Source organism: Conyzicola nivalis, assembly GCF_014639655.1.
Lineage (GTDB): Bacteria > Actinomycetota > Actinomycetes > Actinomycetales > Microbacteriaceae > Conyzicola > Conyzicola nivalis.
Window position 1 is genome coordinate 1,377,638 of record NZ_BMGB01000001.1, and the last position, 15,250, is coordinate 1,392,887.

Here is a 15,250-nt window from a genome sequence, read left to right on the forward strand (position 1 = left end):
GCTCAACCGGCGGGCGGGTTCAGCCGCGCCACCTTCAGCGCCAGGTAGCGGCGCTCGGCCACGCTCACCGTTCCGCGCATAGCCGCGCCGTACGCCTCGACGGCGCCGTCGGCGTCCCCAGCCAGCTCGAGCAGGTGACCGCGCACGACGTCGAACCGGTGGGTGTGCGCCAGGCCCGCCTCCCCCGCGATCGTTCCGAGCAGGGCGAGCCCGGCGAGCGGCCCGTCGACCATCGCGACGGCGACGGCGCGGTTGAGTGTGACCACCGGTCCCGGCGCGATGCGCTCGAGCACGGTGTACAGCGCGAGGATCTGCGGCCAGTCCGTGACATCCGGGGTCTCGGCCTCGTCGTGCAGCGCGGCGATCGCCGCCTGCAGCTGGTACGGCCCGACCGCGACCGAGCCGAGTGTCGCCGTCAACAGCGCGGTGCCCTCGGCGATGAGCGCGGCGTTCCACAGCGTGCGATCCTGTTCGGCGAGCGGGACGAGCATGCCGTCGGGCCGTTCGCGCGCTGCCCGGCGGGCGTCGGTGAGCAGCATCAGGGCGAGGAGGCCTGCTACCTCGCCGTCCGCCGGGAGGCTGGCCCGCAGCATCCGGGTAATGCGGATCGCCTCGTCCGTCAGGTCCGCGCCCGCGGCGACCGACCGCGAACCGGGCGTGTAGCCCTCGTTGAAGATCAGGTAGAGCACCTGCAGCACCACGGCCAGCCGCGCGCCCAGGTCGGCGGCGGGCGGCGGCTCGAATCGCAGCCCGTCCGCGCGGATCTGCTGCTTCGCCCTGCTGATGCGCTGGGCCACAGTCGACTCCGGAACGAGGAACGCGCGCGCGATCTCGGCGGTCGTCAGCCCGCCCACGGCGCGCAGGGTCAGCGCGAGCTGTGACGGCTGCGACAGCACCGGGTGGCAGCACAGGTAGAGCAGGGTGAGCGAGTCGTCGTCGCCGGGCACGGCTGTCGCGACCTCGAGGGCCGCGTCGTTGTTCTCGCGCTCGCGGCGGGCGATGTCGCTGCGCAGCGCGTCAATGAGGCGGCGGGACGCGACCGTGATGAGCCAGGATTTCGGATAATCCGGAATCCCGTCACTGCTCCATGCGGTCGAGGCGGCGAGCAGTGCCTCCTGGGTGGCGTCTTCGGCGGCCGACCAGTCGCCGTAGCGGCGAGCGAGCACGCCGACGACCTGCGGCGCGAGTTCGCGCAACAGGCCGACGACGGCTCGCTCGTCTGTCACTGGTATTCGGCGGGCGGTCCCGACGGCACCGGGCGCAGCTCGACCACGTCGGACCACGCCACGATCTCGGCGCAGAGCTCCAGCGCGCGTTCTTCGCTCGCGACGTCGACCACCCAGAAGCCGATGATCGACTCTTTCGCCTCGGCGAACGGCCCGTCGGTCGCGACCGGCTGTCCGTTCTCGAGCCGCACGACCTTGGCCTGGCTGGGGTCGGCGAGACCCTCGTTGTAGACCATCTCGCCCGAGTCGCGCAGGCGCCCGTCGATGGCGATCATGAACTGGATCATCTCGCCGATCCACTCGGGGGTCTTCGTGGCGCCCATCTCCTCGGCGCTGCCGAACATTGCGATCATGTACTTCATCGTTCACTCCTCGTATTTCGGATGCCCGGGGCGGGCGTCTCACGAGTGAGTCGGAGCCGGGCCGGCGTTCTCGACATCACCGTACCGAAACAGCCGGTTGAGTAGGGCCGTCTTCGGCCCGTATCGAAACCTCGGCGGCGGTGCGAGGAACGGTCGCCACTGCGAGCACTTCCACGTTGACTCCGAGGAACGCGACCAAAGTTGCGGCGCCGGTGACGCGAGAAGGACATGCCGAACGTCGCGATGGCGAGTGTCGCGACGCTGAAAAGGGCGCGTAGACGAGTTGGGTCGAGGCTGCCAAGCTGAGAGCAATTGACCATCGTTCACGCTGGAGGTTCCAATGTCCCGTTCGACCATGTGGTTCATCGGTGCGGCACTCTTCCTCGTCGCCGCGATAGCGAGCGCCATCGGTTCGCAGTGGATCGGTGCAGCCGCGGCGGCCGTGATCGCGATCGCATTCGCATTTTTCGGACTGCGTGGGAACAAGGCGGCCGGCCGGAGTTAAACGGATGACGAGCGCGCGGCTCGCGCGTTATCGACGACCGGCTGAGGTCCTCAGTCCGCTGTAACGACCGCCGCAGCTCGTGCGTCACCCGGTGGTCGCCGGTCGTAGATTCGGGAACGGTACCGGGGGGGTCGGGGTGCCTCAGCGAGGTGAACATCTGGTGAAATAGGCAAGGGAACGGATTGAGCACTGTCGGCGACAGGAGGATGCTCTTCGCCGTGGACCCTTTCATTCTCCTTCTGCTGGTCATCGTCACGGCGCTGGCGTTCGACTTCACCAACGGTTTTCACGACACGGCCAACGCGATGGCCACGTCGATCGCTACTGGAGCCCTCGCGCCCAAGGTCGCCGTCACCCTCTCGGCGATCCTCAACCTTGTGGGCGCTTTTCTCAGCATCGAGGTAGCCCTGACGGTAACCAACGCCGTTGTGAAGATTCAGGATGAATCGGGCGGACCCGATCCCGCCCTGCTCGAAGACGGCGGTTCGGCTCTCCTCTTGATTGTCCTGGCGGGCCTCATCGGCGGGATCATCTGGAATCTCCTGACGTGGCTGCTCGGCTTGCCGTCGAGTTCCTCACACGCCCTCTTCGGGGGATTGATCGGCTCCGCCCTCGCCGGGCTGGGCCTCGAGGGGGTCAACTGGGCCGGCGACGGGTCGAAGCTCGACGGCGTTCTGGGGAAAGTGATCCTTCCGGCCCTGATGTCCCCCGTACTCGCCGGCGTTGTAGCCGCGATCGGCACCTGGCTGGTCTTCCGGGTCATTGGCAACCTCGCCGGCAAGAGGCTCAACCACGGCTTCCGCATGGGACAGATCGGCAGCGCCTCCCTAGTTTCTCTCGCCCACGGCACCAACGACGCGCAAAAGACGATGGGCGTCATCACCCTGGCCCTGATCGCGGCCGGCGGATGGAGCGACACCGAGTCGGTCCCGTTCTGGGTCAAACTCAGCTGCGCCCTCGCCATCTCGCTCGGCACCTACATCGGCGGCTGGCGCATCATCCGCACCGTCGGCAAAGGGCTCGTGGAGATCTCCACGCCTCAGGGCATGGCAGCGGAGAGTTCATCCGCAGCGGTCATCCTGGCCTCGAGCCACCTCGGATTCGCACTTTCCACCACCCACGTCGCCACCGGGTCCATCCTCGGTTCCGGCGTCGGCCGTCCGGGCGCCCAGGTGCGCTGGCGGGTCGCACTGCGCATGGTCATCGCTTGGGTGATCACGCTTCCGGCCGCCGCCTCGGTCGGCGCGGTGATGTGGTGGATCGGCAACATAGCCGGCGGAGCCCTCGGCGGCATCCTGATGTTCGTGCTGCTCATCGCCCTCGCGACCGCGATCTACATCCGATCCCGGCGCAGCAGCGTCGGCGCGCACAACGTCAACGACGAATGGGAAGACGCCAAGCGTCCCGCCCCGCAGACTACCGACGCCTAAGGAGAACAGACCATGTTCACTCTCTTTCTCGAAGCCGCGGGACAAGTCGCCCTCGTAGCCCTTCTCCTCGGGGCGGGCCTGCCAGCCCTGTTCGCGATCGGCGTTCGATCGTTCACGCTGGCCGGCGCGGCGGGCCGCCCAGCCGCCGAGGGCGAGACCACCGGTGGGTCCCGTATATCGGTTCCCGTCCTCCGGGTGATCGGAACCCTTTGCTACGTTCTCGTTGTGGCCGCGGTCGTAATCGGACTCAGCGTCATCATCGCCACCGGGTTCGGTCAGGAGCTCAGCTTTGACAACTTCGTCCTCACCTTCGTACCGAAGGATTGACGATGTCAGGCACCGCTGACGACGAGCACGTCTCCGCGCAGATTCCCTCGACAACCGGCCTGATCGCGCGCGTCATCGGATGGCTGCGCGCGGGCTACCCGGCGGGTGTCCCCGAACAGGACTACGTGCCGCTTCTGGGCATCCTGCAGAGGAGCCTGACCTCGGCCGAAGTCGCGCAGGTGGTCGACGAACTTATTGGCGACTCTGCGCGGTCGGATATGACCGGCGACAGACTCGATCCGTCACAGATGCGCGAGCGCATCGAACAGCTACTCCTGGGCCCCGCCCTGCCCGACGACCTCGTACGCGTATCGGCACGGCTGGCAAGCGCCGGCTGGCCCCTCGGTTTTCCCGAGGAGTCCGACGCGGGCGAAGCTGGACGCTCCGGTCTCATCACCCGCGTCGTGCGATGGCTTCGCGAGGGCTACCCCGCCGGGCTGCCCGAGCAGGATTTCGTGCCGCTGATCGCACTACTCCGCCGCCGCCTGACCGACGCCGAAGTGACCGCCGTCGGCTCCCGGCTCGCCGCCGCCGGCGACACCCTCACCAGCAGAGTCGACGTCGGGACGGCGATCGCGAGGGTCACCTCGGAACTTCCATCAGACGACGATGTCGACCGGGTGAGGCGCTACCTCGTCGAGAACGGCTGGCCGGAGGAGTTCCCGGTCTAGCGTTTCGATGTGCGGGCGGCAACATGTGCCGCAGTTCACGCCGCCGCGGCGCCGGGCGTCATGCCGAAGCAACTGTCGTGCCGCGGGGTGAATGCCCAGTCAGATTGCACCGGCGTGCGCCGCCCCGATACTCGGCATTCGTCCACGGGGTGTGGACGAATAGGTGCCCCACGGCCGAAACTGGCGATTATGTCAAGTCAGTGGAATACCCGGCACATCGCGACAGCGACTTTTAAGTGACGGCCGCGCCGGGGTCAGGCACATTCCAAATCTCAGAGTACCGATCACCGATGTCCGGCCGGTTCCAGATGTGTTGGAGCCCTTCGTCTACCGTTACCACTTTCGCGGCGAGGGGGAGGAAGACGACGAACTCGTGGACGATGATCCTTCCGGCGAGGTCCTTCCGACCCTGCGGGTCGGCGAACCGTAGAGCGACCCTTCCTCCAACTTCAGCACATAGCTCGCGCTCATCGGCGACATGGGAGAACACCTCGTCGTAGATTGGGAGCGGATCAGCGTGACCTCCGTCGAGCAAGAATCGGTGTCCCCAGGTGCGCCCGCGGGTGGCCCAAATCAAGGTCACTTTGGGCTCCGGAGGAATACCTTCTCTTTCTCGGCCATGTTCAGATCCATTTGGAACTTCGTCAACGTCGCTGCTAGATAGTCGCGTTTGGCGAGGGCGTCAGCGTTCATTTTCTTGAGCTGATCTTCAGCGAGATTCACGGCGTTTTGCAACAGGCCGTCTGACAAAACGCGAACTAGAACGCCCTGCACCATTCCAAACGGGCCGGGTAATTTGACCTTGTTGATTATTGTTGCTGCCATCTCTGCGGCTCCAACCATGCTTCCTGCGTGTCCGATGAGGGTCTCCATGACCTTGCCGCCGTTATGGATGGTTCTTGACCAAGCGATGTGGCGTTCGAACGGCAACATGGCGGCCAATGGAAGAAGGAGTTCGACCCCAACTCGTTGGTTCAGCTCGATCCTGTCTTCCTCGAACTTCGCAGATGACAGCAGCAGGAAGTCCTCGCCGACGGACATTGCCTCGGGAACCTGTACGAACTCTCCCAGGACGGCTCGGAGCTCGTCGAGGTCTTCGGCGGCCTTCTCGATGAGGAGGTCCCGAAAGCCCGCCACGTCTAACTCCGGAAAAAGGTCTGACTTTGACAGTGCCAATACCCAGATGCGGGGGAATTTTGCGAGGGGCTTACCGTCGTGGAGCAGCCCAGTCTGCAGGGAATTCAGACCGTTGCTGTACATGTTGAAGAGAGCCTTAAGGTAGCGCTCTTCGTGTCCGGCGTTGTCCACGAGCCCCTGCCCGTCCACCAGCAGAACGGCGACATCAGACCCAAGGAGCGATCGGAAACCGTCGATTCTGCGCTGAGACTCCTCTTCCCCGGAGACGCTGCTGTCGAACCACTCCCCCGGATAGTCGTGCCAGACGAGTTTGAGCGCATCGAAGGGCTTGTTCCTCGTCGCCTTGGTATTAGCCCAGTTCTTCAGCTTGATGGAAAACGAGTACGCCGTGGCCTTGAAACGGTTGGCTTTCGGCGTGCGGGCGGCGTTCTTCATTTGTAGGTAGACCTGGTAAAGCCGGGTGCCTTGACCCGTGTCATCGGCCACCACGTTGAACAGATGATTCTGCTTGTATTCCTCCTGCTGCGTGGCTCCGTAGAACGAAGACAGCAACACGGTCTTACCACTTCCGCTTCCACCAAACACGGCGATGTGCTGCTCACGAGTTCTGTTCCCTGACGTAGCCATCATTGACCTCCCCTTAGCTCTCGCAAGCTTGCCATAACGTGAGCAGCACTTAGGGCAGGGGGGGAGCTATTCAACGAATCGGCGAACGACAGCATGTTCTGGGTCGACCGCCCCAATCGGTCCAACGTGGTTACGACGAAGATGTCCCCCTTTATAAAGGGCGCTTATTGCACGTTCGAACTGCGGCCGCGAAACTCGAGCGCCGGAGACGCCAGCATCGATATACACATCGTCGCGACGAACACCCGCAGCCAGAAGATCCGATTCTTGACGGTCGGTCCCCTGTTGACGAGTCGAGACCCGCGCGTATCCCACCGGCTTGCCCATCGACCCTCGCCCTGTCTCGCAACCGACTGTCATTTCAGCTGTCCTCGCAGCTACTTGAAATACATAGATGCGAGACATGCCGCATCTAACAATCTCCTGGTGCGGCCGATGGGGAAGCGAGACGCCTCACAACCCATGGGTTTCGATACGGTCGCGGAGCGACCTACTCAACCAGCCATGGGGTCAGCACTACCTTGCCGACCCCACGCGACCGCATGCGCGCCACTGCCTCGGACGCACTGGATAGCGGGAGCGCGCCGTCGATCACCGGCATCATGCTGCCCGCTTGGACGAGCTCCGCGAGCGTCATCAAATCACCAGCCAAGGTCGCCGAGATCAGGCCCTTTAGCTTCTGCTTTGAGCCGATTGATCGCAGGGGTGCCGTCATCGCGCGACCGACGCCGCCGGTGAAGCGGCCGCCGGCCTCTCCCCCGACGATTACGAGGGTGCCTTCGGTCGCCAAAATGCGCCGCAAGTCCGCGAATGTGTGCGTGCTCGCCATGTCGATGATCAGGTCGTAGCGCAGCCCCGACCGCGTGAAGTCAGTCGTCGTGTAGTCGATGACCTCGTCAGCGCCGAGCGAGCGCACCAGGTCGAGCTTCGCGGTGTTGGCGACACCCGTGACATGGGCGCCGAACGCCTTCGCGAGCTGGGTCGCGAAGATGCCGACACCGCCGGACGCTCCGATGATCAGCACCTTCTGCCCGGCCTGCACGTGACCGGTGTCACGAAGCGCGTGCAGAGCGGTGGCCGCAGAGGTGGGGATCGCCGAGGCCTGCTCGAACGAGAGCGAGGCCGGCTTCGGCGCGATCTTCTTGACCGAGGCGCGGGCGTACTCGGCGAGACCGGCATCGACGACGCCGAACACCTCATCGCCGGGCCTGAAGGCCGTGACACGAGAGCCGACGGAGTGCACCATCCCCGCGACATCCATGCCCCTGATCCTTTGTCGGGGACCCTTGAATCCCACGAACGGACGCATGATCAGCGGCAGACCCGTCATGAGGTGGATGTCGCCGATGTTGAGCGAGGTGGCGCGCACCTCGATCAAAACGTCGTCGTCGCCGATCGTCGGCATGGGCACGTCGTCGAGGTGCAGCACAGACGAGTCGCCGTATCGGTCTTGCACTATCGCTTTCATCAGTTGGAACCTCCGTATTGGAAGACGTCGTCGAGCGGAACCTTGAACTCCCGCGCGATCTGGAATGCCACCTCGAGCGAGGGCGAGTAGCGTCCCTGCTCGATGGCGATGATGGTCTGGCGGGTGACGCCAATGCGTTCCGCCAGGTCGGCCTGCGTCATCTCGCCGGTCGCGGCGCGCAACGCACGGATGTTGTTCGTCACACTCGTCGCCTTGACCACGGTCAGAAACCCCTGCGGTAGACGATGACCTTGGTGATCGCGCCGAGCACCGCCGACAGCACGAAGCCCAGGTAGAGCACGTTCGCGATATAGAAGTAGTCGGCCTCGGCCATCGCGAGCAGCAGGGCCGCGAGAGCACCGATCACGAGGAACGACTGCCCGACCCGGTCGCCCATCACGGCGATGTCGCGGTCACGCACGTCTTTCGTCTGGTCGCGACGCGGCGTGAACATGCCGATCACGACGTTGATGACGATGCCGGCAACGATCGCGATACCGATCGACCAGAGCATCGCGGGCACGTAGTCGACGTCGACGAGAGGGGCGGATGCGGCCCTGCCCAGCACGGAGAACAGGTAGCCCCCGTAGACGAGTACGGCGACCGCGAGGTAGGTCCACGAGCGGCGTTCTTCGAGTGTCATCGGTCTCTCCCGTGTCAAAGTTTCTTTACATGGGAAGAGTAGGGCGCGCGGGTGACGCGTGTCAATAATGTTTTACATCGTGCGAGAGATCGGTCGAGCGGATGACACGGATGATCCTCTCGCCCGATGCCCTGCGCGCCTGGCTCGTCAACACTGGCATCATGACTCAGACGGCCGCCCCACCCCGCTCACTGGCCGGCCGCATCATCACGAATCTCTTCGTGACGATTGGCGTGCTGGCGACGATCGCGGCGCTTATCGCCGGCGGCCTCACCCTGGTTTTCGCATCCGGCAACTTCCCCGCAGAAGGTGCGCGTAACGCGTTCATCGACCACGCCGACGACATCGCCGGAGTCGCCTCCGTCACCGCCGACGTCGGCTCGAGCAACCTAGAACAGCCCTCCAACGTCGATGCGATAGTCACGCTCGACCGCGGTTGCTCGATCGACGACCTCGAGCGGACGCTCGACGATGTGACCACACAGCTCCCCGATACCGACGCGGACGTGCAGGTGCACCCCGTCGTCGTCTGCGGAGACCTGTCGGTCGGCGCGTCCGCGGTCGCGAAAGTCACTCGCGAGCGGATGGCGATGTTGCGAGAGCTGCTCGCGCTTCCGGGTGCAACCGGCGCCGCCGTCGTCTACCCGCAGCCCATCTACGACCGCTTCGTCGATTCCGGCATCAACGGGGTAACGCTGGCCGTGCGCGTGGCGACTCGCGACGCGCTGGTGCCAACGGCGAAGCACCTGCTGGCGCATCCGCCGCTCGACGTCTCGATGCCGACCGTCGTCGTTGACGCGGGCTCGGCCGAACTGAGCGGTCTGGTCGGCCACCACGCCGGCTCTTTAGCGTCGCGGATAAGCATTAACGGAGACACGACGACGCACGACCAACTGCTTGGCGCGGTCGACGCGATGGCCGAGATTGCCCTGCGCACTTCGGCGACCGTGACCACAACCGAGACCACTCTCGAAGTCGAGGTCGGCACTGCCGACGAGGCTCGTGCCGTCAACGCCATCCTCGCCGATTCTGGCGCGGATGTGACGCGGTCGAACGTGACTATAACGCCGTAGGGGCGCGCTATACCCTGGCGGAGGCGCTCAGTGCGGCGTCGAGCATGCGGCCCGCGGCAGCGCGGTCGACGCGCACGACCACCATCGACGCGAACACCAGACCGGTGACCGTGGTCGCGATCAGGTCGATCGTCGGAGCGTCGAGGTCGGGGTGCAACGCGATCGCCCCCGCGGTCACGCCGGCCCGCAGCTCGGCGGTGTATCTCGTCACGACCTCCTGCAGTCCGTTTTCGTGACCGAGCATCGCCGCCGTGGCGTTCAGCAAGAGACATCCGTTCACCGCAAGAGAGGTCGGCTCGTCGACCATCGCCTCGCGGAGTCCGCGCAGGTAGGTCTCGAGCGCGTCGGGGGCGACCACCTCGGCCGCGAGGGGCGCGAGCCGGGGGCGCACCACGTCGTCGAGGTACGACTCGACGGCCTCGTCGAACAGGCCGCGCTTGCTGCCGAACGCGTGGTAGATGCTCGAGCGGTTGAGCCCGGTCGCGGTCTCGAGGTCGGCGATGCCAGTGCTCTCGTAGCCCCTGCTCCAGAACGCCTCTCGCGCCGCACGCACGACTTCGACGTCGGCGAATGTCTTCGAGCGACCCATCTCCAGGCTCCCCTACTTTTTTGAACTGGTCATTGCAGTATAGTGGAACGACCAGTTCACAGAGAGTCGAGGTCGCCATGCGCGCCATCATCCATCACCAGTTCGGAGAGCCCTCGGAGGTTCTCGCGGTCGAGAACGTCGAAACGCCCGAGCCCGGAGCGGGCGAGGTGCGCGTGCGTACCCTGCTGAGCCCGATCCACAACCACGACCTGTGGACCATCCGCGGCACCTACGGCTTCAAGCCCGAGATGCCCGCCCGCGCCGGCACCGAAGCGGTCGGTGTCGTCGACGCCCTGGGTTCGGATGTCACGCACCTCACCGTCGGCCAGCGCGTCGCCACCGGCGGAACCTTCGGCGTCTGGGCCGAGTACTTCATCGCCAAGGCCGCCGCCCTCATCCCGGTCGACGACTCGCTCGCCGACGAGGTCGCCGCCCAGCTGGTCTCGATGCCGTTCAGCGCCATCGCGCTGCTCGACACCCTCGACCTGAAGGAGGGCGACTGGCTGCTGCAGAACGCGGCCAACGGAGCGGTCGGGCGCCTCGTCGCGCAGCTTGCCGTCGCTCGCGGCATCAACGTGATCGGGCTGGTCCGCAAGGAAGCCCGCGTCGAGGAGCTAGCGGCACAGGGCATCAGCAACATCGTCGCCACCGACACCGACGGCTGGCAGGACAAAGTCAAGGAGATCGTCGGCGATCAGCCCATCACCACTGGCCTCGACTCCGTCGGCGGCAGCGCCTCGGGCGACCTCGTTTCACTGCTCTCCCCCGGCGGCACGCTGATCGTCTTCGGCGCGATGGACTCGCCCGTGATGGAGATCAGCTCGGGCGCCATCATCTTCAACGACATCGCCGTGAAGGGCTTCTGGGGCAGCAAGGTCATGGGTTCCATGGGCGCGGACAAGCGCGCGGGCCTGCTCGGCGAGCTCGGCCTGCGCATCCGCGAGGGATCGCTCACCCTGCCCATCGAGGCGACCTACTCGTTCGACGAGGTGGGCGCCGCCAGCAAGGCCAACTTCATCGAGGGGCGTGCGGGGAAGGTGCTGCTGCGGCCGTAAAGGGTTTCGACAGGCTCAACCGGCGTGGGGGCACGCGTAGGGTGGTGAGGGTGAAGACGCGCTCGTGGATTGTGCTCTCCGCTGCAGCGCTGATGCTCGCGGGGTGCGCTTCACCCGCGCCGCAGCCCACCGCGACCACCCTGCCGCCGACTCCCACCCCGACCGCCACGGCCGACCCGCTCGCCGGGCTCACCCTCGAACAGCGCGTCGGCCAGGTGTTCATGATCGGCACGACCGCGTCGGCACCCGAGGCCGCCACGGTCTCGGCCGTGCGCGACCGGTTCGTCGGTGGCGTCTTCCTCTCAGGACGCTCGAGCGACGGAACGGCCGCGACCGCCGCGGTCGTGGCGCAGTTCACCGCGTCCGCTCCGCCGGATCGCCCGCTGCTCGTCTCGACCGACCAAGAGGGCGGCCAGGTGCAGGTGCTCACGGGGCCGGGGTTCAGCGAGATGCCGTCCGCTCTGGATCAAGGGGCGATGGATGCGGCCAGCCTGCAGACCAGCGCCACGACCTGGGCCCGCGAACTAGCCTCGGCCGGGGTCAACATGAACCTCGCGCCGGTGGTGGATCTCATCGCATCGAGGGAAGCCGCGACATCCAACCCGCCCATCGGAGGGTATGACCGCGAGTTCGCGTTCGACGCCCCGGGCATCGTGGCTCACGCGGACGCGTTTCGCGCCGGCATGACCGCGGGTGGGGTCACCAGCGTGGTGAAGCACTTCCCCGGGCTCGGCGCGGTCACGGCCAACACCGACGACACGGCGGGCGTAACCGACACGACCACGAACGCGCAGAGCGACAGCGTCGGCATCTACCGCAGCGAGATCGCGTCGGGGGCGAACGTCGTCATGATGTCGTCGGCGATCTACGCACAGATCGACTCGACGGCGCCCGCCGTCTTCTCCCCCACCGTCGTCACCGGACTGCTGCGCGACGGGCTCGAATTCGACGGCGTGATCATGACGGACGACCTGTCGGGGGCCGCGCAGGTGACGGCATGGTCGCCCGCCGAGCGTGCGGTGCTCGCGATCGAGGCCGGCTGCGACATCGTGCTGGTGTCGCGATCGCCGTCGATCGCCGCGGAGATGATCGACGCGGTCCTCGCGAGAGCGCAGACCGACCCGGCCTTCGCGAACCAGGTGGATGCCGCGGCGCGACGGGTGCTGACGCTGAAGAACGCCGACTAGCGGGTTTCGATACGCTCGCTGCGCGAGCTACTCAACCAGCGTGGCCGCTCGCTGCGCGAGCTACTCGACCAGCGACTCCTCGCGCTTTCGCGCCCGGATGCTGCGCACCCGCGTCACCACGAACCAGGCGACCAGCGCGACCACGATGGCGATCACGATCTTCTGGAACACGCCGGCGTACTGCTCGACGACGTGCCAGTTCTCGCCGAGGTAGAACCCGGCGATCACGAAGATGGAGTTCCAGATGAGGCTGCCGGCGGCCGTCAGGGCGGTGAACGCGAGCGGGTTCATCCGCTCGACCCCTGCGGGCAGCGAGATGAAGCTGCGGAAGAGCGGGACCATCCGCCCGAAGAAAATCGCCTTCGTACCGTGCTTGCCGAACCAGTCTTCGGTCTTGTCGAAGTCCTCGGCGCTCATGAGCGGCAGCTTCTCGACGATCGCGCGCACGCGGTTGCGGCCGAGCCAGGCACCGAGGGCGTAGAGCACCCACGCGCCGACGATCGAGCCGAGGGTGGTGAAGAAGATCGCGTCGACGAGACCGAAGCTGCCGCGGCTCGCGGTAAAACCGGCGAGCGGCAGGATGACTTCGCTCGGCAGCGGCGGGAAGAGATTCTCGATCGCGATCACGAGACCGGCACCCGGAGCGCCGAGCGTCTCCATCACCCCGACCGCCCAATCCGCGAAACCTGTGAGCTGGGAACCATCGGCAATGTCGGTGGGCATGGGTTCGAGGGTAAGGGGCGAACCTGAGCGGAGTTTGGGTGGGAGGAGGGGTTCGATCTCAGGGCGCGTAGACGTGAAGCTTGTCCGGGTTGACTTGGATTGCGATCTCGGTGACTCGACCGTTGACAATCTCCAGATCGAAGACGCCAATGATCCTGTCCTGGTCACGCGTGACGATTCCCGTGCGACCGTTCACCAGTTCGATCGTGGTTGCTAGCGTCGCGGTGAGCTGACGCTGTTTCCCGACGACTCCGAGAAGATAACGCGCAACGAGGTCCGATCCGACAACAGCTTTCCGTGCTGCGCGGATGTGGTCGCCACCATCGGCTCTCGACACGACGCTCGGGTCTAGGACGCGGACGAGCGTTTCCAGATCGCCGCTCATGCACGCACCGAGAAAAGCCGTGAGTACTCCTTCGCGACCCTTCTGGTCCGACGGCGTCGACGCCGACCGAGGAGGCGCTCCGATCTTGCGTCGAGCGATGGAGGCGAGCTGTCGGCATGATCCGGTTGTCCGCCCGACGATTTCGGCCACGTCATCGAAACTGAGACCAAAGACGTCGTGAAGAATCAAACTGACCCGCTCCCCCGGACTCAATCTTTCCATCGCGACGAGGAGCGCCAGAGACACCGACTCGTCCAGACTGATGGAATCGGCCGGGTCCATCGCTTCACGACCCGAGCCCTTCCCGGCATAGGTGCCGATGAGTGGCTCGGGCAACCAAATGCCGGTGTACTGTTCGCGACGAGCTCGTGCCGACCCCAATTCATCCAGGCAAATCCGACTGACGACGCGAGTGAGCCAGGCCATCGGCTCTCGCACCAGGTCGCGCTGATCCTGATCCAGACGGTGCCAGCGCACGAGCCCTTCTTGCACAGCATCTTCGGCGTCGTGCACCGAACCGAGGATTCGGTAGGCGACGCCGAATAACCGACGGTGGTCAGCACTCCCTGGTGGTGCAACGGTCATGCGCTAGTCAGCTCCCTGTGGGGCAATGGCTTCGGCCCCTTGGGCGCCCAGTATGCACCCGGCTTGCTCCGCTCTTTGCGCGGACCGTCGACAGTCATCGCGCAGATCATCTCTTTGAACCGTGCACCAGGTGAGCCACTGAGGGCGAAAGGTGTTGCTGTGTCGTTTGACTTCACAAATTGAACGTAGCCGTCGCGCCGACCGATGCTGATGCACTGCACCAGGAACCCGACTGACGCGATCGGCAATGATCGGCGGCGCAGGAGGGCAAGGAGGACATCGGCCGCCGCGCCGCCGAGCGGGAGCGCCGCCGCGCAACCCATGCGCAGGTGGTGTCCGTACTGCTCGGGAAGTCGCACGGCGTCGCCGGCGCCAAGTACATCTGGGGCGTCGATCGAGCGGAGATGCTCATCGACTCGTAGCCGCCCGACCTCATCGCAGGCGAGACCGCTGTCCCGAGCAAGGTCCGGCACGGAGAACCCGGCTGTCCACAAGCAGACGTCGAACTCCATCGTCGACTCGTCAACGAAATGCAGAGCGCCCTGGGTTACGGAGGACACAAAAGACCGGTCCTCGATTTCGACGCCCAGCCGATGGAGTCGCTTGGTGATGCTGCGCCGCGCCCGAGCACGCATGGGACTGACCAACGGCCCTGACGTGGCCAGAGTGACCCGCAGCTTCGGATTCTGTTCCGCGACCTCCGCGGCCGTCTCCACTCCGGTGAAACCGCCTCCGACGACGACGACACGTTGTCCAGTGCCGGCAGCGGCGATCGCTCCCGCCGCCGCGGTGGCCGAATGAGGGTCAGCTATGGCGTACGTAAACTCGCGCGCGCCTCTGACTCGGTCCGTGGAGTCACCGCTTCCCACCGCATAGACGAGCTTGTCGTATGGGTGGGTGGAGAGCCCGCCACTCGCCTCCCGCACGTCGACAACGCGCTTTGCGGGATCGATCTGCACCGCCGTGCCGATAGTGAGCTGCACATCGGGGTGCAGCATGTCTACGAGTGGTATGGCCGCAGTGTCACGGGTGCCTGCGGCCACCTCATGGAAGCGGATGCGCTCGTAAAAATGCTCCTCGGGGTTGACCAGTCGAATGCGGACGCTGGCTGCTTCCACATGACTGAGCGACGAGCGCAGGCGGTTCGCGCAGATGACGCCGGCGTACCCGCCTCCGACGATGACGATCGTTATCATTAGTCCTCCTGAGATAGCCCTCTACTACTCATGACGACACAGCCATCCTGAATGTGAAGAA

General features: G+C 65.5%; 18 protein-coding genes and 1 pseudogene. 7 read left to right on the top strand and 12 right to left on the bottom strand.

The features are described 5' to 3' along the window. Positions 1 to 2: 2 nt before the first annotated feature. Both IEV96_RS06790 and IEV96_RS06795 read right to left on the bottom strand, forming a co-directional pair. Positions 3 to 1,226 carry an RNA polymerase sigma factor gene (locus tag IEV96_RS06790; RefSeq protein WP_188509885.1) on the bottom strand — a complete coding sequence of 408 codons (1,224 nt, stop codon included), beginning with the start codon at positions 1,224 to 1,226 and terminating at the stop codon, positions 3 to 5. Further along, a complete protein-coding gene (locus IEV96_RS06795) occupies positions 1,223 to 1,588 on the bottom strand; it encodes a YciI family protein (RefSeq protein WP_188509886.1) in 366 nt (121 codons plus the stop codon). The genes IEV96_RS06790 and IEV96_RS06795 overlap by 4 nt, the downstream gene beginning before the upstream one ends. A gap of 340 nt (positions 1,589 to 1,928) precedes the next feature. On the opposite strand from IEV96_RS06795, the gene IEV96_RS06800 reads away from it, so the two are divergent. From IEV96_RS06800 to IEV96_RS06815, 4 genes are all read left to right on the top strand, one after another. Next, positions 1,929 to 2,093 carry a hypothetical protein gene (locus IEV96_RS06800; protein WP_188509887.1) on the top strand — a complete coding sequence of 55 codons (165 nt, stop codon included), beginning with the start codon at positions 1,929 to 1,931 and terminating at the stop codon, positions 2,091 to 2,093. A gap of 218 nt (positions 2,094 to 2,311) precedes the next feature. Beyond that, positions 2,312 to 3,523, top strand: coding sequence for an inorganic phosphate transporter (locus IEV96_RS06805; RefSeq protein WP_188509888.1), 1,212 nt, complete (start codon positions 2,312 to 2,314; stop codon positions 3,521 to 3,523). Between the two features lie 12 nt (positions 3,524 to 3,535). After that, the gene (locus IEV96_RS06810; RefSeq protein ID WP_188509889.1) at positions 3,536 to 3,850 is read left to right on the top strand and encodes a hypothetical protein; all 315 of its coding nucleotides are present in this window, start codon (positions 3,536 to 3,538) and stop codon (positions 3,848 to 3,850) included. A gap of 2 nt (positions 3,851 to 3,852) precedes the next feature. Beyond that, entirely contained in the window at positions 3,853 to 4,521 is a 669-nt protein-coding gene (locus IEV96_RS06815) for a DUF3349 domain-containing protein (RefSeq protein WP_188509890.1), read from the top strand. A 232-nt stretch (positions 4,522 to 4,753) separates the two neighbouring features. On the opposite strand, the gene IEV96_RS06820 is transcribed toward IEV96_RS06815, so the two are convergent. The 6 genes and pseudogenes from IEV96_RS06820 to IEV96_RS06845 form a co-directional block, all read right to left on the bottom strand. Further along, on the bottom strand, positions 4,754 to 5,056 hold the full coding sequence (locus IEV96_RS06820; RefSeq protein WP_229733115.1) for a hypothetical protein: 303 nt from the start codon (positions 5,054 to 5,056) through the stop codon (positions 4,754 to 4,756). Between the two features lie 44 nt (positions 5,057 to 5,100). Continuing rightward, positions 5,101 to 6,288: a TRAFAC clade GTPase domain-containing protein gene (locus tag IEV96_RS06825; RefSeq protein WP_229733117.1), complete on the bottom strand. Its 1,188-nt coding sequence runs from the start codon at positions 6,286 to 6,288 to the stop codon at positions 5,101 to 5,103. Between the two features lie 68 nt (positions 6,289 to 6,356). Further along, positions 6,357 to 6,612, bottom strand: a pseudogene (locus IEV96_RS06830) (recombinase family protein); the annotation flags it as partial. A 163-nt stretch (positions 6,613 to 6,775) separates the two neighbouring features. After that, positions 6,776 to 7,741: an NAD(P)-dependent alcohol dehydrogenase gene (locus IEV96_RS06835; RefSeq protein ID WP_229733119.1), complete on the bottom strand. Its 966-nt coding sequence runs from the start codon at positions 7,739 to 7,741 to the stop codon at positions 6,776 to 6,778. Positions 7,742 to 7,752: 11 nt separating this feature from the next. Next, positions 7,753 to 7,974, bottom strand: a complete 222-nt coding sequence (locus IEV96_RS06840; RefSeq protein WP_188509893.1) for a helix-turn-helix transcriptional regulator — start codon at positions 7,972 to 7,974, stop codon at positions 7,753 to 7,755. Between the two features lie 2 nt (positions 7,975 to 7,976). Then, a complete protein-coding gene (locus tag IEV96_RS06845) occupies positions 7,977 to 8,396 on the bottom strand; it encodes a hypothetical protein (protein ID WP_188509894.1) in 420 nt (139 codons plus the stop codon). A gap of 101 nt (positions 8,397 to 8,497) precedes the next feature. Between IEV96_RS06845 and IEV96_RS06850 the strand changes: the two genes are divergently transcribed. Beyond that, positions 8,498 to 9,469 (top strand): hypothetical protein, encoded by a 972-nt coding sequence (locus IEV96_RS06850; RefSeq protein WP_188509895.1) that lies wholly within the window; start codon positions 8,498 to 8,500, stop codon positions 9,467 to 9,469. Positions 9,470 to 9,476: 7 nt separating this feature from the next. Here IEV96_RS06850 and IEV96_RS06855 read toward each other — a convergent pair whose 3' ends face one another. Beyond that, complete coding sequence (locus tag IEV96_RS06855) at positions 9,477 to 10,058, bottom strand: TetR/AcrR family transcriptional regulator (RefSeq protein WP_188509896.1); 582 nt, start codon at positions 10,056 to 10,058, stop codon at positions 9,477 to 9,479. 77 nt (positions 10,059 to 10,135) lie between these two features. Here IEV96_RS06855 and IEV96_RS06860 point away from each other — a divergent pair, with 77 nt between their 5' ends. Both IEV96_RS06860 and IEV96_RS06865 read left to right on the top strand, forming a co-directional pair. Further along, positions 10,136 to 11,113 (top strand): zinc-binding dehydrogenase, encoded by a 978-nt coding sequence (locus tag IEV96_RS06860; protein ID WP_188509897.1) that lies wholly within the window; start codon positions 10,136 to 10,138, stop codon positions 11,111 to 11,113. 50 nt (positions 11,114 to 11,163) lie between these two features. Further along, the gene (locus IEV96_RS06865) at positions 11,164 to 12,300 is read left to right on the top strand and encodes a glycoside hydrolase family 3 N-terminal domain-containing protein (RefSeq protein ID WP_229733121.1); all 1,137 of its coding nucleotides are present in this window, start codon (positions 11,164 to 11,166) and stop codon (positions 12,298 to 12,300) included. A gap of 60 nt (positions 12,301 to 12,360) precedes the next feature. Here the strand turns inward: IEV96_RS06865 and IEV96_RS06870 are convergent, their stop codons facing one another. From IEV96_RS06870 to IEV96_RS06880, 3 genes are read right to left on the bottom strand one after another with little or no spacing between them, the layout of a single operon-like run. Further along, positions 12,361 to 13,023, bottom strand: a complete 663-nt coding sequence (locus tag IEV96_RS06870; RefSeq protein WP_188509898.1) for a DedA family protein — start codon at positions 13,021 to 13,023, stop codon at positions 12,361 to 12,363. Between the two features lie 58 nt (positions 13,024 to 13,081). Further along, positions 13,082 to 13,993, bottom strand: a complete 912-nt coding sequence (gene sigJ / locus IEV96_RS06875) for an RNA polymerase sigma factor SigJ (RefSeq protein WP_188509899.1) — start codon at positions 13,991 to 13,993, stop codon at positions 13,082 to 13,084. Further along, positions 13,990 to 15,189 carry an NAD(P)/FAD-dependent oxidoreductase gene (locus IEV96_RS06880; protein ID WP_188509900.1) on the bottom strand — a complete coding sequence of 400 codons (1,200 nt, stop codon included), beginning with the start codon at positions 15,187 to 15,189 and terminating at the stop codon, positions 13,990 to 13,992. Before IEV96_RS06880 ends, sigJ begins: the two co-directional genes overlap by 4 nt. Positions 15,190 to 15,250 lie beyond the last annotated feature (61 nt).

Coding starts and splice junctions, on each gene's coding strand:
- IEV96_RS06795 (WP_188509886.1), bottom strand. CDS start 1,588: ATGAAGTACATGATCGCAATGTTCGGCAGCGCCGAGGAGATGGGCGCC.
- IEV96_RS06800 (WP_188509887.1), top strand. CDS start 1,929: ATGTCCCGTTCGACCATGTGGTTCATCGGTGCGGCACTCTTCCTCGTC.
- IEV96_RS06810 (WP_188509889.1), top strand. CDS start 3,536: ATGTTCACTCTCTTTCTCGAAGCCGCGGGACAAGTCGCCCTCGTAGCC.
- IEV96_RS06815 (WP_188509890.1), top strand. CDS start 3,853: ATGTCAGGCACCGCTGACGACGAGCACGTCTCCGCGCAGATTCCCTCG.
- IEV96_RS06825 (WP_229733117.1), bottom strand. CDS start 6,288: ATGATGGCTACGTCAGGGAACAGAACTCGTGAGCAGCACATCGCCGTG.
- IEV96_RS06845 (WP_188509894.1), bottom strand. CDS start 8,396: ATGACACTCGAAGAACGCCGCTCGTGGACCTACCTCGCGGTCGCCGTA.
- IEV96_RS06850 (WP_188509895.1), top strand. CDS start 8,498: ATGACACGGATGATCCTCTCGCCCGATGCCCTGCGCGCCTGGCTCGTC.
- IEV96_RS06855 (WP_188509896.1), bottom strand. CDS start 10,058: ATGGGTCGCTCGAAGACATTCGCCGACGTCGAAGTCGTGCGTGCGGCG.
- IEV96_RS06860 (WP_188509897.1), top strand. CDS start 10,136: ATGCGCGCCATCATCCATCACCAGTTCGGAGAGCCCTCGGAGGTTCTC.
- IEV96_RS06870 (WP_188509898.1), bottom strand. CDS start 13,023: ATGCCCACCGACATTGCCGATGGTTCCCAGCTCACAGGTTTCGCGGAT.
- sigJ (WP_188509899.1), bottom strand. CDS start 13,993: ATGACCGTTGCACCACCAGGGAGTGCTGACCACCGTCGGTTATTCGGC.
- IEV96_RS06880 (WP_188509900.1), bottom strand. CDS start 15,189: ATGATAACGATCGTCATCGTCGGAGGCGGGTACGCCGGCGTCATCTGC.